The organism is Kitasatospora sp. NPDC085895 (assembly GCF_040702125.1).
Lineage (GTDB): Bacteria > Actinomycetota > Actinomycetes > Streptomycetales > Streptomycetaceae > Kitasatospora > Kitasatospora arboriphila.
This window is the reverse complement of sequence record NZ_JBFBJY010000036.1, coordinates 20,796-39,715: the sequence shown is the minus strand read 5'-3', so window position 1 is coordinate 39,715 and position 18,920 is coordinate 20,796. Positions and strand designations below refer to the sequence as shown.

Annotated in this window: 19 protein-coding genes and 2 tRNA genes; 10 read left to right on the top strand and 11 right to left on the bottom strand. The window is 74.1% G+C overall.

The features are described from left to right. Nucleotides 1-37 precede the first annotated feature (37 nt). From AB0442_RS22345 to AB0442_RS22325, 5 genes are all read right to left on the bottom strand, one after another. The gene (locus AB0442_RS22345; protein WP_366164761.1) at nt 38-883 is read right to left on the bottom strand and encodes an ABC transporter permease; all 846 of its coding nucleotides are present in this window, start codon (nt 881-883) and stop codon (nt 38-40) included. Further along, a complete protein-coding gene (locus AB0442_RS22340; protein WP_366164760.1) occupies nt 880-1,854 on the bottom strand; it encodes an ABC transporter ATP-binding protein in 975 nt (324 codons plus the stop codon). Before AB0442_RS22340 ends, AB0442_RS22345 begins: the two co-directional genes overlap by 4 nt. A 176-nt stretch (nt 1,855-2,030) precedes the next feature. Next, nucleotides 2,031-2,103 (bottom strand) — tRNA-Gly (locus tag AB0442_RS22335). A 46-nt stretch (nt 2,104-2,149) separates the two neighbouring features. Then, nucleotides 2,150-2,222 (bottom strand) — tRNA-Gly (locus AB0442_RS22330). Nucleotides 2,223-2,361: 139 nt separating this feature from the next. Beyond that, complete coding sequence (locus AB0442_RS22325; protein ID WP_030274670.1) at nt 2,362-2,679, bottom strand: Lsr2 family protein; 318 nt, start codon at nt 2,677-2,679, stop codon at nt 2,362-2,364. A 453-nt stretch (nt 2,680-3,132) separates the two neighbouring features. Between AB0442_RS22325 and purS the strand changes: the two genes are divergently transcribed. From purS to AB0442_RS22300, 5 genes are all read left to right on the top strand, one after another. Then, nucleotides 3,133-3,393: a phosphoribosylformylglycinamidine synthase subunit PurS gene (gene purS / locus AB0442_RS22320; protein ID WP_199922992.1), complete on the top strand. Its 261-nt coding sequence runs from the start codon at nt 3,133-3,135 to the stop codon at nt 3,391-3,393. Continuing rightward, nucleotides 3,390-4,067, top strand: a complete 678-nt coding sequence (gene purQ / locus AB0442_RS22315; RefSeq protein ID WP_030274667.1) for a phosphoribosylformylglycinamidine synthase subunit PurQ — start codon at nt 3,390-3,392, stop codon at nt 4,065-4,067. The genes purS and purQ overlap by 4 nt, the downstream gene beginning before the upstream one ends. Beyond that, a complete protein-coding gene (gene purL, locus AB0442_RS22310) occupies nt 4,067-6,322 on the top strand; it encodes a phosphoribosylformylglycinamidine synthase subunit PurL (protein ID WP_366164758.1) in 2,256 nt (751 codons plus the stop codon). The genes purQ and purL overlap by 1 nt, the downstream gene beginning before the upstream one ends. 69 nt (nt 6,323-6,391) lie before the next feature. Then, nucleotides 6,392-7,201 carry a sterol carrier family protein gene (locus AB0442_RS22305; RefSeq protein WP_366164756.1) on the top strand — a complete coding sequence of 270 codons (810 nt, stop codon included), beginning with the start codon at nt 6,392-6,394 and terminating at the stop codon, nt 7,199-7,201. 107 nt (nt 7,202-7,308) lie between these two features. Beyond that, a complete protein-coding gene (locus AB0442_RS22300; RefSeq protein ID WP_366164754.1) occupies nt 7,309-9,060 on the top strand; it encodes a hypothetical protein in 1,752 nt (583 codons plus the stop codon). Between the two features lie 93 nt (nt 9,061-9,153). Here AB0442_RS22300 and AB0442_RS22295 read toward each other — a convergent pair whose 3' ends face one another. The 4 genes from AB0442_RS22295 to AB0442_RS22280 form a co-directional block, all read right to left on the bottom strand. After that, on the bottom strand, nt 9,154-10,020 hold the full coding sequence (locus tag AB0442_RS22295) for a DUF3152 domain-containing protein (protein WP_366164752.1): 867 nt from the start codon (nt 10,018-10,020) through the stop codon (nt 9,154-9,156). Nucleotides 10,021-10,235: 215 nt separating this feature from the next. Beyond that, nucleotides 10,236-10,811 (bottom strand): hypothetical protein, encoded by a 576-nt coding sequence (locus tag AB0442_RS22290; protein WP_366164750.1) that lies wholly within the window; start codon nt 10,809-10,811, stop codon nt 10,236-10,238. A gap of 153 nt (nt 10,812-10,964) precedes the next feature. Beyond that, nucleotides 10,965-11,378, bottom strand: a complete 414-nt coding sequence (locus tag AB0442_RS22285) for a DUF3151 domain-containing protein (RefSeq protein WP_263104466.1) — start codon at nt 11,376-11,378, stop codon at nt 10,965-10,967. A gap of 127 nt (nt 11,379-11,505) precedes the next feature. Next, a complete protein-coding gene (locus AB0442_RS22280) occupies nt 11,506-11,958 on the bottom strand; it encodes a hypothetical protein (protein WP_366164748.1) in 453 nt (150 codons plus the stop codon). A gap of 421 nt (nt 11,959-12,379) precedes the next feature. Between AB0442_RS22280 and AB0442_RS22275 the strand changes: the two genes are divergently transcribed. Together AB0442_RS22275 and AB0442_RS22270 are read left to right on the top strand one after the other, a co-directional pair. After that, nucleotides 12,380-14,011, top strand: a complete 1,632-nt coding sequence (locus AB0442_RS22275) for a class I adenylate-forming enzyme family protein (protein ID WP_366164747.1) — start codon at nt 12,380-12,382, stop codon at nt 14,009-14,011. After that, nucleotides 14,008-14,388, top strand: coding sequence for a hypothetical protein (locus AB0442_RS22270; protein ID WP_344622158.1), 381 nt, complete (start codon nt 14,008-14,010; stop codon nt 14,386-14,388). Before AB0442_RS22275 ends, AB0442_RS22270 begins: the two co-directional genes overlap by 4 nt. Before the next feature lie 99 nt (nt 14,389-14,487). On the opposite strand, the gene AB0442_RS22265 is transcribed toward AB0442_RS22270, so the two are convergent. Next, a complete protein-coding gene (locus tag AB0442_RS22265; protein WP_366164745.1) occupies nt 14,488-15,654 on the bottom strand; it encodes an oxidoreductase in 1,167 nt (388 codons plus the stop codon). 313 nt (nt 15,655-15,967) lie between these two features. On the opposite strand from AB0442_RS22265, the gene AB0442_RS22260 reads away from it, so the two are divergent. The 3 genes from AB0442_RS22260 (at nt 15,968) to AB0442_RS22250 (ending at nt 18,386) form a co-directional block, all read left to right on the top strand. Next, a complete protein-coding gene (locus tag AB0442_RS22260) occupies nt 15,968-16,618 on the top strand; it encodes a ScbR family autoregulator-binding transcription factor (RefSeq protein ID WP_363546243.1) in 651 nt (216 codons plus the stop codon). A 304-nt stretch (nt 16,619-16,922) separates the two neighbouring features. Continuing rightward, nucleotides 16,923-17,852: a ScbA/BarX family gamma-butyrolactone biosynthesis protein gene (locus tag AB0442_RS22255; RefSeq protein ID WP_366164743.1), complete on the top strand. Its 930-nt coding sequence runs from the start codon at nt 16,923-16,925 to the stop codon at nt 17,850-17,852. A 60-nt stretch (nt 17,853-17,912) separates the two neighbouring features. Further along, a complete protein-coding gene (locus AB0442_RS22250; RefSeq protein ID WP_366164742.1) occupies nt 17,913-18,386 on the top strand; it encodes a LysR family transcriptional regulator in 474 nt (157 codons plus the stop codon). On the opposite strand, the gene AB0442_RS22245 is transcribed toward AB0442_RS22250, so the two are convergent. Continuing rightward, the gene (locus AB0442_RS22245) at nt 18,287-18,880 is read right to left on the bottom strand and encodes a TetR/AcrR family transcriptional regulator (RefSeq protein WP_344622153.1); all 594 of its coding nucleotides are present in this window, start codon (nt 18,878-18,880) and stop codon (nt 18,287-18,289) included. The genes AB0442_RS22250 and AB0442_RS22245 overlap by 100 nt on opposite strands. Nucleotides 18,881-18,920: the final 40 nt, after the last annotated feature.

Sequence of the window (18,920 nt, the reverse complement as noted above, 5' to 3'; positions counted from 1 at the left end):
GCGGCGGGCACGGCGGGCACGGCGGAGGCCGCGGGGGTCAGCGGCGCGGCTCCCAGCGGAACCAGCGGCGGGCGGCCCAGACGGCGGCGGCGAGCCAGAGCACGCCGAGCCCGAGGTGCGGAAGGGCCTCGACCCAGCTGCCGAGGAAGTCGGTGGGTGCCCCGGAGCCGTCGGTGCCGAACCAGCCGAGCCGGATCAGCTGGAAGGCCGGGGTGGTGGGCAGCAGTCGGCAGGCGGTGGCGAGGCCGTCCGGCATGGTCTCCAGCGGGATGAGCAGGCCGGAGCCGATCTGGGCGAGCAGCAGCAGCGGCAGGGTGGTGATGCCGGCGGTCTCCACGGACTTGGTGAAGGCACTGGTGGCGGCGGCGAGTGCGACGAGCAGACCGGTGCCGAGCAGCAGGCCGGCGGCCATCAGCAGCAGGTTGACCGGGGTGGGCAGGTCCAGCCTGGCGGCGCCGAACGCGCCGATCAGACCGCACTCCAGCAGGCCGAGGAGGACCGAGGGCATCGCCGTGCCGGCCATGATCTCCAGGTCGCGGGCCTCGCCGGTGCGCAGCCGCTTGAGCACCAGTTCGCCGCGGCGGGCGACGTAGGCGGTGGTGAGGTTGTAGTAGACGACGAAGAGCAGGACCAGGCCGGCGACGCCGTTGACCAGGTTGGCGTGCAGGTCCAGGTCGGGGGTGGTCTCGGCCTGCTGGTCGAGGATGCCCTTGAGGCTCACCATCATGACCGCCGGCATGGCGACGGCCATGAACAGCGCGGTGCGGTTGCGCAGCAGCAGGGTGGCCTCGGTGCGGCCCAGGGCGAGCAGGCGGCCGGCGGTGGTGGTCGTGGCCGGGGCGGCGGGTGCGGAGGTGGCTGCGGTGGCGGCGTGCGTGGTCATCGGGGGCTGCCGATCGTCTCGGGGGTGGCGGCCGCTTCGGCGGCGATGGCGAGGAAGGCCTCTTCGAGGGTGGCGCTGCGGGCTTCCAGGCCGCCGAGCGTGACGCCGTGGTGGGCGGCCCAGCCGAGCAGGTCGGTGAGGTCGGCCTGGAGCTGCGGGGTGCGGACGGTGATCCGGCGGCCGTCCGCGGTGATGTCCGCGGCGGGCAGGGCGGGCAGGCCGATCGCCTCGTACGGGCCGCAGCGCTCCGGGAGTTCGAAGGCGATCCTGGCCGGGCGGCCGGCGATGACCTCGGAGACGGTCCCGGTGGCGGCGATCCGGCCGGCGTGCATGATCGCGAGCCGGTCCGCGAGCTCCTCGGCCTCCTCCAGGTAGTGGGTGGTGAGCAGCACGGTGGTGCCGTCCTCGCGCAGCGTGCGGACCAACCGCCAGACCGCGGCGCGGGCCTCGGGGTCGAGGCCGGTGCTGGGTTCGTCGAGGAAGAGCACCTCGGGGCGGCCGAGCAGGGCGACCGCGAGGTCGAGGCGGCGGCGCTCGCCGCCGGAGAGCTGCTTGACCCGCACCCCGGCGCGGCCGCCGAGGCCGACCAGGTCGAGCGCATCGCCGACCGGGCGGGCGCCGCTGGTCAGTCCGGCCCAGCCGCGGCAGGTCTCGGTGACGGTGAGGTCGCCGGGGAAGCCGCCCTCCTGGAGCATGATGCCGATCCGCGGCCGGACGGCGGTGCGCTCGCGGTGCGGGTCGTGGCCGAGGACCCGGACCTGCCCGCCGGTGGGGGCGGCCAGTCCCTCGAGGAGTTCCATGGTGGAGGTCTTGCCCGCGCCGTTGGTGCCGAGCAGGGCGAAGAGCTCGCCTCGGCGCACGGTGAGGTCGAGGCCGCGGACGGCGTCGAAGCCGCCCGGGCCGGTGGGGCCGTAACGGCGGTGCAGGTCCACGGCCTCGACGGCCGGCCCGGAGTGGCTGGTGTCCTTCATGCCTCCAGCCTCCCGGCGGGCGGCGCGCGGGGTCAGTGCGTGTCGTCACCGGCTGCCGGTGCGCTTGCACGGGTGGGCGGTGACAAATGTCATCGGCGGTGCCGCGCGTGTCGGCAGCACGAGGAGTCGGCAGCACGACGAAGGGCCCCCTCTGCGAGGGAGCCCTTCGTACTCGGAGCGGACGACGAGATTCGAACTCGCGACCCTCACCTTGGCAAGGTGATGCTCTACCAACTGAGCCACGTCCGCATGCTGTTGAGTTGTACTGCTACTGCTGTGTTGCTCGAACACTGCGAGCGGACGACGAGATTCGAACTCGCGACCCTCACCTTGGCAAGGTGATGCTCTACCAACTGAGCCACGTCCGCACGGTGCCTCGGCACCGATCGCCCCTCCCGGCTGCCTTTCGGCCTCCGGTTGCGGCGACGAGAAATACTCTACCCCATCGATCGGAGTGCTCGCCCCACCCTTTCCCCGGAGGGGTACCGGGGCGGGGCGGCGGCACGCTCAGTTGGCCTCGGCGAACTGCTCGTAGACGGCCTTCGGGATGCGGCCGCGGGCCGGGAGGTCCATGCCATGCGACTGCGCCCAGGCCCGGACGGCCTGCGGGTCGGGGGTCAGGGCGGTGCGCCGGAAGGACTTGCCGGTGCGGCTCTGCCGGCGGCCGGCCGCGACGAACGGGGCGAGGGCCTCCCGCAGCTTCTCCGCGTTCTCCACGGAGAGGTCGATCTCGTACGACTTCCCGTCGACACCGAAGTGGACGGTTTCCGCGGCGGTGCCGCCGTCCAGGTCGTCGGAGAGCGTGACGACTACACGCTGAGCCATGGGTGTCAATCCTCTCGGGCAATTCGGCCGCCGGATGCTGGTGTCCGGTGGCCCGTCCGCCGGCGGCGCGCACGGCGGCATGCGGGCATGCCGTGCCAAATGACAGCCGATGGCTGCCGCCGGTCGCCCTATTCTGCACCCAAAGAGGCTGGAAATCGAAGGCCCCGGCATTCCTTTTTTCCGGATATTCACGCGGCTTCACGAGGATGCCGGATAGTCGGGGATAGTCGTGGTCGACATGTCCGGTGTGCCGGTATTCGGGTGTTCTCGGCCCGGCCGGCCGGGACGCCATTGAATCCGGAGAAAAGGGGCGTGCGGGGGCGGCTCGAACGTGCGGAGCCCTTGCGGCGTAAGGGGCGTTTGTCTACGCGCGTCACCAGGACCGACCCGCCGGGAGGCCCGAAATGCCAGGTAGTCTGAAGGTCCCCCGCCTTCACGCAATCACCACCGGGAGTGCCAGTGGCACGCGTCGTAGTCGACGTCATGCTCAAGCCGGAGATCCTCGACCCGCAGGGACAGGCGGTGCAGCGCGCACTGCCGCGTCTCGGCTTCGCCGGGATCGCCGACGTCCGCCAGGGCAAGCGTTTCGAACTGGAGCTGGAAGGGCCGGTGGACGACGCCGCGCTGGCCCGCATCCGCGAGGCCGCCGAGACGTTTCTCGCCAACACCGTGATCGAGGACTTCACCGTCCGCGTCGAGGGAGAGGCGAAGTGACCACACGCGTCGGCGTCGTCACTTTCCCCGGCTCGCTCGACGACCGCGACGCCCAGCGCGCGGTGCGTCTCGCCGGCGCCGAGCCGGTGGCCCTCTGGCACCGGGACAAGGACCTGCACCAGGTCGACGCCGTCGTCCTGCCGGGCGGATTCTCGTACGGCGACTATCTGCGCTGCGGTGCCATCTCCCGCTTCTCGCCGGTCATGGACACCATCATCGAGCAGGCCCGGCAGGGAATGCCCGTCCTCGGTATCTGCAACGGCTTCCAGGTGCTGTGCGAATCGCACCTGCTGCCCGGTGCGCTCACCCGCAACGACTCGCTGCACTTCGTCTGCCGCGACCAGAAGCTGCGCATCGAGAACGCCGACACGGCGTGGACGTCCGATTACAGCAGCGGCCAGGAAATCGTCGTACCGCTGAAGAACGGCGAGGGCCGCTTCGTCGCCGACGAGCACGTCCTGGACGAACTCGAGGCGGAGGGCCGGGTCGTAGCCCGTTACCTCGACGTCAATCCGAACGGTTCGTACCGCGACATCGCCGGCATCACCAACGCGGCGGGCAACGTCGTCGGCCTGATGCCGCACCCGGAGCACGCCGTGGAGCCGCTCACCGGCCCGACCACCGAGGGCCTGGGCTTCTTCACTTCCGTCCTGAAGCAGCTGGTGAACGCCTGATGAGCCTCGACACCGTCAAGAACGCCGAGCAGACCCCGGACGCCGCCCAGCCCTGGGCCGAGCTCGGCCTCAAGGAGGACGAGTACGCGCGCATCCGGGAGATCCTCGGCCGCCGTCCGACCGGCGCCGAACTCGCGATGTACTCCGTCATGTGGTCGGAGCACTGTTCGTACAAGAGCTCCAAGGTCCACCTCAAGCAGTTCGGCGAGAAGGCCCCGGAGAACGACGCGATGCTCGTCGGCATCGGCGAGAACGCCGGCGTCGTCGACGTCGGCCAGGGCTACGCGGTCACCTTCAAGGTCGAGTCGCACAACCACCCGTCGTACATCGAGCCCTACCAGGGCGCGGCCACCGGCATCGGCGGCATCGTCCGCGACATCCTCGCGATGGGCGCCCGCCCGGTCGCGGTGATGGACCCGCTGCGCTTCGGTGCGGCCGACCACCCGGACACCCGCCGGGTGCTGCCCGGCATCGTCGCGGGCATCGGCGGCTACGGCAACTGCCTGGGCCTGCCGAACATCGGCGGCGAGGTCGTCTTCGACTCCTGCTACCAGGGCAACCCGCTGGTCAACGCGCTCTGCGTCGGCGTCATGAAGCACGAGGACATCCACCTCGCCAAGGCCTCCGGCCCCGGCAACCGGGTCATCCTCTACGGCGCCCGCACCGGCGGCGACGGCATCGGCGGCGTCTCCGTGCTCGCCTCGGAGACCTTCGACGCGACCGGCCCGGCCAAGCGCCCCGCCGTCCAGGTCGGCGACCCCTTCCAGGAGAAGCTGCTCATCGAGTGCACCCTGGAGATCTTCAAGGAGGACCTGGTCGCGGGCATCCAGGACCTCGGCGGCGCCGGCCTGTCCTGCGCCACCTCGGAGCTGGCCTCGGCCGGCACCGGCGGCATGCGGATCGAGCTGGACACCGTGCCGCTGCGCGACAACACGCTCTCGCCGGAGGAGATCCTCATGAGCGAGTCGCAGGAGCGCATGTGCGCCATCGTCGAGCCGGCCAAGGTCGACCGCTTCCTGGAGATCTGCGAGAAGTGGGACGTCATCGCCACCGTGATCGGTGAGGTGACCGACGGCGAGCGCCTGGAGATCTTCTGGCACGGCGAGCAGGTCGTGGACGTGCCCCCGCGCACCGTCGCCCACGAGGGCCCGACCTACCACCGCCCCTTCGCCCGCCCGGACTGGCAGGACGCGCTGCAGGCCGACGCCCCCACCGCCGAGCGGCTCGCCCGCCCGGCGGACGGCGCCGGGCTCAAGGACGCCCTGCTCAAGGTCGCCGGCTCGCCGAACCAGGCCTCCAAGGCGTGGATCACCGACCAGTACGACCGCTACGTGCTCGGCAACACCGTGCTCTCGGTGGGCGAGGACTCCGGAATGATCCGGATCGACGAGGAGACCAACCTCGGCGTCTCGGTCGCCACCGACGGCAACGGCCGCTACGCCAAGCTGGACCCGTACACCGGCGCCCAGCTGGCCCTGGCCGAGGCGTACCGCAACGTCGCGGCCGGCGGCGCCAAGCCGCTCGCCGTCTCCGACTGCCTCAACTTCGGCTCCCCCGAGGACCCGGACGTGATGTGGCAGTTCGCCGAGGCGACCCGCGGCCTCGCCGATGCCTGCCAGGTGCTCGGCACCCCGGTCACCGGCGGCAACGTCTCGCTGTACAACCAGACCGGCGACGTCGCCATCCACCCGACCCCGGTGGTCGCGGTGCTCGGCGTCATCGACGACGTCACCCGCCGCACCCCGATCGGCTTCGGCGAGCAGGGCCAGCTGCTGTACCTGCTCGGCGACACCGAGGACGAGCTCGGCGGCTCGGCCTGGACCCAGGTCGTGCACGGCCACCTCGGCGGCCTGCCGCCCAAGGTCGACCTGGAGCGCGAGCGGCTGCTCGGCGAGATCCTCATCGCGGCCTCCCGCGACGGCATGATCGACGCCGCGCACGACCTCGCCGACGGCGGCCTGGCCCAGGCGCTGGTGGAGAGCTGCCTCAAGGGCGGCAACGGCGCCCGCGTCGTCGTCCCGGAGGGCACGGACCCGTTCGTGTTCCTGTTCTCCGAGTCGGCCGGCCGCGCGGTGGTCTCCGTGCCGCGCAGCGAGGAGGTCCGGTTCAACGACATGTGCGGTGCCCGCGGCCTGCCGGTCGCCCGGATCGGTGTCGTCGACGGCGACGCCCTGGAGGTCCAGGGCCAGTTCACCGTCACGCTGGCGGAGCTGAAGGACGCCCACACCGGCGTCATCGAGGCCCTGCTCGCCTGACGGATGCGCACGTCCCGAGGGGCGGCCGGCTCTGCGGAGCGGGCCGCCCCTCGGCGTACGCTGCTGGCTATGCCGACGAAGACCCGCACGTACGACCCGGCCAAGGTGCGCGCCGCGCTCGCCGGGCAGACCGAGGCGCTGCGCGGCGCCGTCCGCGGCCTGACCGCCGCCCAGCTGGACCTGCCGACCCGCCTCGGCGACTGGCGGGTACGGGAGTTGGTGTCGCACCTGGGCATGGTGGTCAGCTGGGTGCCGGCCCACCTGGACGAGCCGCTGCCGGAGGCCCCCGCCATCACCCCGCTCGACTGGGCGCGCAGGACGCGGACGGCGGCCGCCACCATCAACGACATCGCCGAGGAGCTCGCGGCGGGGCCGTTCGCCGGCACGCCCGCCGAGGTGGCCGCCGAGTTCGACCGGCGCTGCGCGGAGCTCCACGCGGTGCTGGCCGGCCCGGCCGCGGCGGAGGCCGGGCGGCTGATCGGGATGCGCTTCGGCCCGATGCCGCTGGCCGACTTCCTGGTGACCCGGCTGGTGGAGACCGTGGTGCACGCCGACGACCTCGCGGACGCCCTCGGCACCGACTTCCCGCACGACCGGCAGGCGGTGGCCGCGGCGACCCGGCTGCTCGCCGACGCCTTCGCCGACCAGGTGCCGGGCGGCGCCGTCGAGCTGCGGATCCCGCCGTACGCGGTGGTGCAGGCCGTCGAGGGCCCCCGGCACACCCGCGGCACCCCGCCGAACGTCGTCGAGACCGACCCGCTCACCTGGATCCGGCTGGCCACCGGCCGGCGCGCCTGGCCGGACGCGGTCGAGGCGGCCGAGGTGCACGCCGGCGGGGAGCGCAGCGACCTCCGCGGCTGGCTGCCCGTCCTGGGCTGACGCCCGCCGCCGCGGCCGCGGCGGCGCCGCAGCGGGGTGACGGACCGTCGGGGTGTCGGTGCTCAGTAAGCTCATGGGTCGTTCACCGGGCTACGAGGGGACCAGGCATGAGTGACGGTGCGCGTCGGATACCGCCGCTGAGGGCGGGCCGCAAGCCGGCCGGACGGGCGCTGCTGGGCTGGCTGGCCGACCCCCGCGCACCGCGGCTGTGCCGGGTCGCCGGCTCGCCCGGGGCGGGCAAGACCCACCTGCTGACCTGGTTCGGCGAGGCCTGCACCGGAGAGCGGCTGCCCGAGCCGCAGCGGGTGCACGCGGTGCTCGACGGAGAGCGGCTCACCGTCGACAGCGCGCTCTGGCTGCTCGGCCGCCGCCTCGGCCACCTGGTGCACAGCCCGGGGGAGCTGATCACCGCCCTGGCCGACGAGGGCCGGCCGGTGGTGGTCTGCGTCCCGGACCTGGGCCGTGCGGTGCACCCCTCGCACCTGGTGGCGGGGCTGCTGCGGCCGCTCGCCGAGTCCGAGCTGGTGCGGCTGGTCGTGGAGGCGCCCGACGGCGGCGCGGCGGCCGCGGCCTTCGGTACTGCCGTCGCGGAGGCGGCTGTCCTGGACCTCGACCGGCCGGAGTGGACCGACCCGGCCCGGTTCGCCGCCTGGGCGGCCTCGGTCGGCGGCGACCCGGCCGCCTACCCCAGCCCAGGGGCGGCCGACGGCAGCGCCGGGCGGCCCGCGGAGACCGCGGCCGAGCTGATCGCCCGGGTGCCGCGCCATCCCGACGGCCGGCCCGACCTCGGTGCCGCCGACGAGGCGCTGCTCGGCGACCTGTGGACGGCCGCCGCCAAGGACGGCTCCGCCTCCGGACTGCTCGCCGACGCCCAACTCCTCACCCGTGCAAGGCCGGTGGCGGTCACCGCAGCCATGGACTTCGTCAACGGTCCCGTCCCGGACGCCTGGACGGCGGCCGGCCCGGCCCTGGTCGGCGAGGACGACCCGGCCGTCCGTGCCGCGGTGCTGCGCACCCGTCTGATCGGCATGGACGACACCGCGGCCGACCGGCTCGGCGAGGTGCCCGCGCCCTGGCGGGCCGAGTGGGCGATGTGGCCGGGATCCTCGAAGGGCTGGCCCGGCCCGGTGGCCGGTCTGGCGGTGGGCACCGGCGGCTACGCCGGGCAGCTGCTGCTGGCGGACCCGGGCGGCGTGGTGCGCACCGTGGACACCCCGTCGGGACGGCCGCTGGCCCGGGTCGCCCTGCCGGACGCCCGGCCGTTGCGCGGGCTGGCGACGGCCCCGGACGGCACCGTGCTGCTGCTGGACGCGGAGGGGACCGCGGCCGTGCTGCCGGAGCCGGCCGGGCAGCCGGCGGGCGGGGCCGCCGCCGAGCAGGCGCTGCACGCCCTGCAGGCCTCCGTCCGCGGCGAGTTGAGCGCCCTCGCCACCACCGGCCCGCAGGGGCTGCCGGCGGTGGCCGACGACACCGGCTCGGTCCACCGCTGCCGGCCGGACGGCGGTACGGACGCCGAGAAGCTGCACGAGGGCCCGGTGACCGCGCTCGCCGGCACCGCCGGACTGTTGCTCAGCGGAGGCTTCGACGGGGCGGTGCGGCGCTGGGACGCGGCTGCGGACGGGCCGGAGGCCGAACCGGTCGACCGCCGCGGCAGCCAGGTCACCGCCGTGGCGGCGGTCGACACCCCGGCCGGGCCGGCGACGGCCGCGGCATGGGCGGACGGTCTCGTGCGGCTCCGCCGGCCGGGCGCGGACGGCCCGGTCGACCTGCGGCTGGGCTCGCAGGTCTGGGCGCTGGCGCTCACCGCCGAGCTGCTGGTGGCCGGCACCGGGGAGGGCGTCGCGGCGATCCGCTGCTGACGGCCCGCCGCTGCCGGTACGGCGCCCGCGGCACCCGCCCGGGGGCGCCGGCCGGGCAGCACCGAGCGACCGGGCAGCGCGGGACACCGGGTGCTACGGGACGGCCGGCCCGCTGATGTAGGTGCCGTCCGCGGTGTAGGGCCAGGCGTTGGCGACGCAGCCGTTGAGGCCGTAGATCTGCTGCATCATGGCGGGGGCGGGCTTGCCCTTGCCCGGGCAGCCCTCGTGGCCGTGGCCGATCCGGTGTCCGACCTCGTGGTTGACGATGAGCGCCCGGTAGTCGTCCAGGGAGCCGCCGAACTGCGGCGAACCGGTCAGCCAGCGCTTGGAGTTGACGACCACCTGCTTGCCGACGTCGCAGTTGACCTCGCCCTTGGTGTCCAGGCCGGCCGAGCCGCAGATCCGGTCGACGGTGTCGGGCGAGGCGACCTTGACGGTGAAGTCGTAGACGCCGTCGGAGACCAGCTTGAAGCCGTTCTTGCCGTCGGTCGTCCAGCTGCGCCTGTCGCCGAGGATCGTCTGGACCTGCTGGGCGGCGGCCTGCGGGTCGATGCCTATGCCGTCCTCCACCTCGACCCGGTAGCGCCGGATCAGGCCCTTGCCGACCGCATCGCCCTTGGAGGTGGCGACGGTGAAGGTGCCCTTGCCCTTCTCGGTGACGGCGGTCGGGCTCGGGGTGGGGCTGGGCGTGGGCTTCGGGGCCGGTGACTCGGTCTTCTTGACGGCCGGAGCGGCGCTGCTGGCCAGCGGCGGGATCGGCCGGGCCTGGGCGGTGGGGCCGCCGGCCCCGGCGTCCTTGGCGCCGCCGAGCACCATGAAGGCGGTGCCGCCCAGCACGGTCAGTGAGCAGAGCAGGCCGACGCCGAAGACGGTGCGCCGCCGTGCCCGGCGTCGCCGCTGCTGTCGGGCGCGGCGTCGGCTGGGCGCGGGTGCGTTCCTGCTGGCGGAGGCTGCTCGCACGAGGTGCTTTCTGGTCGGCGACGGGGCGTGACGGACCGTCATGGTGTTGCAGGATCGATACCGTCGATCCACCCTCGCACGCAACCGGCCCGCATGTCCACATACTCGGTATGCATCGGCCGCCCGGTGCGGGTCGCGTCCGGGCGGACGCCACGACTGGAGACGCGCCGCGCCCCGGGTCGGTTGCGGGCGCCGCCCGCCCGGCTGCGGCGGCGTCAGCGCAGGTGGAAGGAGCGGGCGGGCCGGCCGGTGCCGGGGGCGAGGTCGACCAGGTGGACCTCGCCGCCGACGGTGACGCGCAGCCGGTCCGGGCCGTCCCACACGACGGAGGTCAGCCCGGCCGACGGGTCGTCACCGGTGAACTCCCCGAGGTGCCAGCGCCGTTCGACGAGCCCGGTGGCGTCGTCGACGTAGACCCGGCTCAGCGTGTCGATCCAGTCCGGCGCCTCCTCGACCACCAGCACGCGGTCGGGGCGCCCGGGGGCGGCCTGCCGGACGGTCACCTCACCGTTCCAGAAGAACCCGAGGAACTGCGCGGCCGGCAGGACGGCGGCCAGCGCCGCGCCCACCAGGGCGGTCTCGGCCCGGACGAGCGGGGAGCGCGTCCGCCGCACCAGCGCGGCGGTGAACAGCACGATCCCGGCGGTGCCCAGCACCACCGGGTGGTCGCAGATCCGGGCCAGCAGCAAGGGGCCGCCCGAGCGCCCCGCCCACAGGCCGGTGCCCAGCACGGCGAGGGCCGCCGCGCCGGCCAGGACGAGGGGTCGTGCCCCGCGCAGGTGCTCCGCCATGCCGATCCCGCCCTCACTGCCGCGCCCGGCCGTCCCGGTGTCGGCGCAGAGTCTGCCGGATCGGCGGGCGGGCCGGGCGGCGGGGCCCCGGGGGTGCGGCGGAAAGTCCGCGGGCGGCCGTGGCGGCCGCCCGCGGGGTGTCGCGGCGGGCGGTCAGCCCAGCATGTCGGCGGCGGTCGGAGAGCTGTCGCGCAGGAACTGGGCGCAGCGCTCGGCCTCGTCCTTCTCCTCGATGGCGGCTGCCGCCCGGCCCAGGGCGTGCAGGGCGCGCAGGAAGCCGCGGTTCGGCTCGTGCTCCCACGGCACCGGGCCGTGGCCCTTCCAGCCGCTGCGGCGCAGCGCGTCGAGGCCGCGGTGGTAGCCGGTGCGGGCGTAGGCGTAGGACTCGACGACGCGGCCGGCGGCGTAGGCGTCGTCGGCCAGCTGCGCCCAGGCGAGCGAGGACGTCGGGAACTTCGCCGCGACCTCGGCGGGCGAGGCGCCCTGAGCCAGCGCCTCCAGCGGGCCGGGCTCGGCCGGGAGGTGGGTCGGCGGCGGGCCGCCGAGCAGGTTCTCGTGAATGCTCATGGGCCCAGTCAACCACTGCCGGGCGGCGTGCCCGGGTACCGCAGGGAGGGGCGGTACCCGGGCACGGCCGGGGCGCGGCGCCGGAAGGGGGTCGGGCGCGGCGCGCCGGGTGCGGGCCGGAAGGGGGTCAGGCCACGCAGCTCATGGTGGCGCTGTGCAGCTGGCCGAGGCGGGTGCCGGTGGCCGTGGCGAAGGTGAAGTACACCTTCACGGTGTTGTTGTTGAAGTTCATGACGTGGCTGACGGTGACGCCGTTGGGCTCGACCCAGTTGGTGAAGTAGAGGCCCCAGCCGACCTGGGCGGTGGCCAGGGTGGCGTCGAAGGTCTCGCCGACGCCGGTGCCGGCGACGGTCTCGGAGTGCAGCGAGGTGCCGTCCGCGGAGTAGGTGTTCTTGTAGACGTTCCCGTTGTCGACCGTGATCAGGTAGGTCTTGCCGGCGAACGGGGGCAGGCTGGTGCGGGCGGCGGAGGCCGTCGCGGCCGCGGTGCCGTCGTCGGCGGAGGCCTGTCCGGCGACGAGGGTGGCGCCGCCTGCGGAGAGGGCGAGGGCGGCGGCGAGGGCGACGAAACGGCGCTTCATGGGGCTGTTCCTTCCACGGTGGGACGGCTGGCGGGGCGCGGTGGGACGGTGCCCGGCCGAAGCTACCGACCGGCCGGACGGGGGTGTTGCCGGTCCGCGCACCGGGCGTCGTGGATCCGCGCACGTCGGTCGTGTCCGCAGGTGGGGGCGGGTGGTGGTGGGGCGGGACGGGGTCTGCCGGGGGTCGGCCGGGGGTGTCGGCGGGCCGCACATCGGTCCTGCCGATGGCTATTGATACCTTCGGGAAGGTTTGTTTCTATCGGGTGGGTGTCCCGACGCGTGCCCGCGCATTCGGCGGCGACCGCGTGCAGCGAAGAAGAGCCCGACCTTCCCCAGCGAGACCGCCGGGCAGGTGTTCCGGCGCCCCAACCGATGGATGAACCAGAAGGGCCAACTCCAGCCCACTGGAACGGAGTTCGAGATGATCAAGCTGCAAGACGCCCTGCGGCACGCCGCTGAACGCCCGGACCACGTCGCACTGGTGGACGGCGGACGCCGGATCACCTGGAGCGAACTGGCCGACGAGATAGCCAAGGTGGCCGGCGGCCTGGCCGCGGTGCTGCCCGAGGGACGGCCGGCCCGCGCCGCCTTCCTCTGCTGCAACGGCTGGGAGCTGGTCGTCACCATGGCCGCCTTCGAGACGCTGGGCGTGTCCGTCACCGGCCTCGACTTCGAGGCCACCCCGGAGGCGACCGCGGACGCCCTGGCGCAGCTCCGCCCGACCGTCGTGGTCAGCAGCAAGCTGCACCGCCCGCTGCTCATCGCCGCCGGCTGGGCCGACCGCGAGGGCGTGCTGCAGGTCCACCTGCACGGCGTGGGCGAGGAGCTGGCCGCGCCCGAGCCGGTCGTCCCGGACCCGCAGGCCGGCGAGCCGGTGCACTACTCGACGCTGGCCGCCGCGCAGACCGCCGTGACCGCGCCGATCTCCCAACCCTACGAGCACTTCGCGGTGAGCTACGACGTCGCCGGGGACCCGCGGCTGGTGGTCCGCCGCCGCTCCTTCGAGGCCCGCAGGCTCGCCGAACTGGTCGACGAGTTCGCCTTCGACGAGGACGACACCTACCTGGTGACCGTCCCGATGTACCACGCGTCGAGCCCGGGCTGGGCGCGGGTGTTCTTCGCCCTGGGCGGCACCGTGGTGCTGGGCCCGTACCACGACCTCGCCGAGATGTGCCGGCTGATCACCGACGAGGGCGTCACCGCCACCCTGATGGTGCCGCCGGTGCTCTCCCGGCTGCTCGCCCACCCGGCCTCCGCCGAGCTGCGGCAGACCTCCCGGCTGCGCTTCCTGCTCACCGGCGGCCAGCACCTCAACCGCTGGATCGTCAACGAGGCCTGGGACCGCTTCGGCCCCGTCCTGCACCACTACTACGGCTCCACCGAGACCGGGCTGGTCACCCTGCTCGGCCCGGACGAGCTGGCGCTGTCGCCCTGCCGCTCCGGCCGCGCGATGCCGGGCATCGGCATCGCCGTGCTGGACGCCGAGCACCGCCCGCTGCCGCCCGGCGCGCGCGGCCGGGTCGCCGTCGCGAGCTACCAGCTCATGGACGCCTACGGGGACGCTCCCGCGCCCTCCGTGCTGGTCGACCTGAGCGACGGCCAGGGCCCGCGGCCCTTCCTGCTCACCGGCGACGACGGCGTCATCGACTACGAGGGCCGGCTGGAACTCACCGGCCGGACCAGCGGCGCGGTGCGGGCCCGGGCCGACGGCGACCACGACTCCGCCTTCTTCGGGCTGGAGACCGAGCTGCTCGACCAGCCGGCCGTCCGCGACCTGGCCGTGCTGCGGGTCACCGTGCCGGACCACGGCCCCGTGCTCGCGGTGCCCTTCGTCCCGGTCGCCCGGGACCTGGAGGCGTCCGCCTACCGGGCGGTCAGCGCGGTCTGCGCCCGCCGGGTGCCGTGGATCTCCGCGCACGTGATCGCGGTCGACGCCATCCCGTACAGCCCCACCGGCACCATCCGCACCGGCGAGCTGCTCACCGAGATCATGCCGCTGGTCAACCTCTACATCCACCTGGACAAGCAGTCAGCTACGGAGATCCCCGCATGACCACGCCGGTTCCGCCGCACACCTCCGACGACCAGCTGGACGAGGCCGACCTCGGCACCCGGCTGCTCTCCCTCGAACGGGCGCTCACCGAGCTGCCCGCGGCCCGCCAGACCGCCGTCCTGATCGGCGAACTCCCGGACCACGGCGACGTGCTGCTGGTGGCCTTCGTGCCGGCCGACGCCGAGCGCGAGGAGTCCACCCAGCGCGCCGCCCGGGCCGCCTGCGCCCGGCTCGTCCCGGCGCTGCCCGCGCTGGTGATCCCGGTCGACGACATCCCGTACACCCTGGACGGAGAGCTGCGCGGGCAGCAGCTCTTCGACGAGATGCTGCCGCAGATCGCCCGCGACCTGCTGCTGCCCAAGGAGATGTCGGCCTGAGCCGGACTCCCCGGTGCCGGTCGCGCCCCGGCACCGGGGCCGGCGGCCCGGGGCCGGCGGGGGCACGAAACCCCGCCGGCACCGGGCCGCACCCCTGCCTCAGCCGGCGTACGCGGCCAGGCCCGTCCGGGTGTACTCGGCGGCCGCCGCCTCCCAGCTGAGCGCGCCGTGGGCGGCCAGCGTGTGGACGTCCCGCCAGGCCCGCTGGAGCGCCGAGTCCTCCCACTGGGCGGCCACCCCGCCGGCCCGGAAGAGCCGCTCCACCGCGGAGACGGTGAGTTCCACCGCCAGCGCGGTGTCCCGCAGGTTGCGGCCCACCGCGCGGTCGCCGACGGCCCCGGCGTCCGCCCGCGTCGCGGCGTCCGCCAGCAGCGAGGCCGCGATGTCGATCTCGGCCGAGGCCCGCGCCATCACCTCGCAGCGGGCCGGGCTGACGGCCGGACCGCCCGGACCGTGGGTGTCCGCCAGCGGCGCCGCCCAGGCCTTCAGCGCGCCGCGCGCCGCCCCCACGGCGGGCGCGGCGAAGGCGAGCCCCGCCACCAGCCGCGGCGGCACGCCGTGGCAGCGGGCCCGGTCCGGGGCCGCGGAGGCCCGGACGAGGTCCATGAAGGCCAGGCAGCGGTGCGCCGGCACGGCCAGGGGTTCGGCCACGCTGACGTCGTGGCTGCCGGTGCCCCGCAGCCCGTTGCTGTGCCAGGTGTCGTGGACCGTCACCGCCTCCCGGGGGACCGCGACGATCAGGAAGTCGCCCGGCAGGGCCGCCGGGTCGGGCAGCGCGAGCAGCACCCACGCCGCGTTCCGGACCCCGCTGACGCACCGCCAGCGGCCGGTGACCAGCACCCCGCCGTCGGCCGTCCGCTCCAGTCGGCCGGTCGGCGGCACGAGCGCGGCCGCGATCGGGACGTCCGGGGAGGCCCCCCAGATCTCCTGCTGGCCGGCCTCGGGCAGGAAGGCGGCCAGCCGCCCGTGGGCCGCCTGCAGGGCGGCGCACCAGGCGGTCGAGGTACAGCCCTCCGCCAACGAGGCGGTCGCGGCGACGAGTTCGGTGAAGCTGCCCTCCGCGCCTCCCCAACGGCGCGGGACGAAGTGGCGGGCGAAGCCGGAGCCGGCCAGCCGCTCGGCCAGCGCGGCGTCGAGGCCGCGCAGCCGGTCGGTCTCGGAGGCCCGGCCGAAGGCGGTCGGGCGGAGCGCGTCCGCGGCCGACGTGAGTGACCCGGGCAGCCCGGTGGTCCGGGCCGTGGTGCAGGGATCGTCCAGAATGCTCAACGTTGTCTCCCCCTGTCGTGGACTGGCGTCACGTGCCGGGACGACGCCGGCCGCCGGCAGGGCCGGGGCGCCCGTTGCCCGTTCGGTTAGCGGCGCAGCGGGCGGGGACGTCGTCGTCGACGAGGACAGCGTGGCCGACCGGAACCGGTCGCGGAAGGCGGCCGCAGCCACGGGGTGCGGATGCGGGCGTTCCGGGGCACGGGTACGTGGCCGGCTGCCGTCGTACCGCAGAATATTTGGAACATACCTTCGTGACGTTATGATTCGCGCGAAACTCCGGCACGACCGTGCCGGCACCCCTGGAGGTTGAGCCATGGCGGCCAGCGGGAATCCGGTCAGCGGCACCAGCAGGAGCCGGGGAACGGCAGCAGGTCGGAGCGCTCCGGCCCTGAAACAGGCGCGGGCGCTGCGCACCCGGGCGACGGTCCTGGAGGCCGCCGCCGCACTCTTCGCCCGCAAGGGCTTCAAAGTCGTCACCATGCAGGAGATCGCCGAGGAGGCCGGTGCCACCAAGGGCGCCGTGTACTTCCACTTCCCCAACAAGGAGGCGCTCGCGGCCGAACTGGTCGGCAGCTTCTACGCGGCCGCGCCGAAGACCACCTCGGCCCTGGCCGACCCGGACCTCAAGCCGCTGGAGACCGTCCGCCGGCTGACCATGGAGACGGCGCGCCGGCTCCGTGACGACGCGGTGGCGCAGGCGGCCGTCCGGCTGCAGACCGAGCGCATGGTCACCGACGCCGAACTGCCGCTGCCCTTCATCGACTACATCGCCGTCTACACCCTGCTGCTGGAGCGGGCCAAGGAGGCGGGCGAGCTCCCGGCGGACGCCTCCGCGGAGTCGCTGGCGCGGACGATCGTCGCCTCGTTCTTCGGCGTCCAGCACGTGTCGTGGATCCTGAACGACCGCGCAGACGTGGTCGCGCGGGTCGAGGAGCTGCTGGACCTGATCCTGCCGGGGAGCTGACCGTCCCGCCCACCCCGATTCCGGCGGGGGCATCGGCCCCGCGCAGTTCTGCGCGGAGCCGATGCCCCCGCTTTTCCCTTGTGGCGAAAGGGACTTGGGGGAGGGTCAAAGCTTGGCAACATACCTTCCCGGAGGTATATTTTCTTTCGGTCCCAAGGTCGGACCCTGGCCAGTGCCCTGTCGTTCACAGCCCCGTGGGGGAAGGCTCGCGATGGACACCTTTGCACCAGATCAGCTGACCCATCCGACGGCCGGACTGCTGCCGCGGCAGCGGAGCGCCGCAGATCTCGACTTCCATCGAACGGTGTCGCGCAAACTGGTCCACAAGGCCGCGGTCTCCGAGGTGTTCCTCACCGATTCGGCCAGAGCCACTGCGGACAGCTACCTGCTGGCCGCCCAGTGGCCCCGCGACCACGCGGTCTTCCAGCCCGGACCGGGCGGCACCGCGGACAGCATGGTCATCATCGAGACGGTCCGCCAGGCCACCATGTTCACGTTCCACGAGTACTACGGCGTGCCGCTCGAACTGCCCTTCGTCGCCAAGAGCTTCGACTTCGAGCTGACGGACGGCCAGGCCGCGCGCGGCTCCTTCGGTGCGCCGCAGGAGGTCACCCTCGACCTGGTGGTCGACATGCCCGCCGAGCGCCGGGCCGGCCGCCGGATGCCCTTCCGGACGCACACCGTCGTCCACGCCGGCGCCGGGCGCCCCTGCGCCCGGGTGACCATCGGCGGCGAGATCCTCGACCCGGCGCTCTACCGGCGGCTGCGGGCCGCCCGCCCGGCCGAGCCCGGCCTCCCGGCCGAGGACGGCGGCGCGGTCGCCGCCACCCCGGCCCAGGTGGGACGGCGGCGCCCCGACGACGTGGTGCTGCTCGCCGCGCAACCGGGCGACGACGCCCGCTGGCGGCTGCGGGTGGACCAGGGCCACCCCACCTTCTTCGACCACGGATCCGACCACGTCCAGGCGGTGCTGCTGCTCGAGGCCCTGCGCCAGAGCGGCCTGCTCGCCGACGGCCAGGCCCGGGGCGCCTTCGCCGAGGTGCTCACCGGCCTGCGGGTCGAGTTCCACGCGTACGGCGAGTTCGGCACGCCGATCCTGCTCGACGCCCGGGCCACGGGCGGCGAGCCCGGCACCCGGACCGTACGCGCCACGGCGGCCCAGGCGGGCCGTCCGATCGCCCAGGCGGACCTCGTGTTCCGCCCGGCCGCCCTGCCCGGCGGCCCCACGTCCTGACGGACCGCCGGGTGCGTCCGTGCACCGCCGTGCCCGCCGGCCCGCTCCGAAGGAGTCCTGATGGAACTTCAGCATCTGCGTTCGTTCCTCGAGGTGTCGAGCGAGATGAGCTTCACCCGGGCCGCCAAGAAGCTGAACTACGCGCAGTCCAGCGTGACCGCGCAGATCCAGCACCTCGAGGCCTCGCTCGGCGCCGTGCTGTTCGACCGGCGCGGCCGGCGGATCGCGCTGACCGAGAGCGGCATGCGGCTGCGCCCGGTGGCGGAGCGCATCGTCGCCCTGGCCGACCTCGCCCACCGCGAGGTGGCCGGCGCGGCTGACCGGCCGTCCGGCCGGGCCGAGCGCCCGGCCGCCGAAGCGGCCGGACAGGCCCTGGGGCGGGCCGCCGTGCCCCGCCGGGCGGGGGTCAGGCTGCCCGCCCAGCGGGGGCGTCTTCAGCTCACCCAGCGGGCGCCCAGGGCGGGCAGCAGCACGTCCCAGGACGACCTGACCCGGGTGATCAGATCCAACTCCTCGCGCACCGAACCCAGATAGTGCGCGCCGAAGATCACGGTGGTCATCAACTGCGCCACCGGCTCCGGCGGGTAGTCGGAGTCCATCTCGCCCTGCTGCTGCGCCTGGACGACCAGGCGCAGCAGCGTGCGTTCCACGTCCGACACGAAGGCCGGCGTCCGCTTGGAGGACTGGGCCTCCTCGAGCAGCAGCCGCAGGGCCGCGTTGACCCGGATGTCGCGGTGCAGCCGGGCGACCAGCGCGCAGGTCACGTTCTTCAGGGTCGCCACCGGCGAGTCCGGACTGTCGCCGACCCCGTCCTCGATCAACTTCCATGCGTCGTCAAGGTGTTGTACGAGCGCTGCGGCCAGTTCCTCCTTGGAGGCGAAGTGGCCGTACAGGGCTCCCTTGGTGACGCCGGTGCTCTGCGCCACATGGCCGAGGTTGGTGTTGGCGTAGCCGTGGGCGGCGAACTCCCTCGCTGCGGCGTCCAGCACCGCCTCGTACGTCCTCCTGGCCCGCTCCTGTTGTGCCATCGGCTTCCTTCCGTTCCACCACGTTGCCCGTGAACTCACG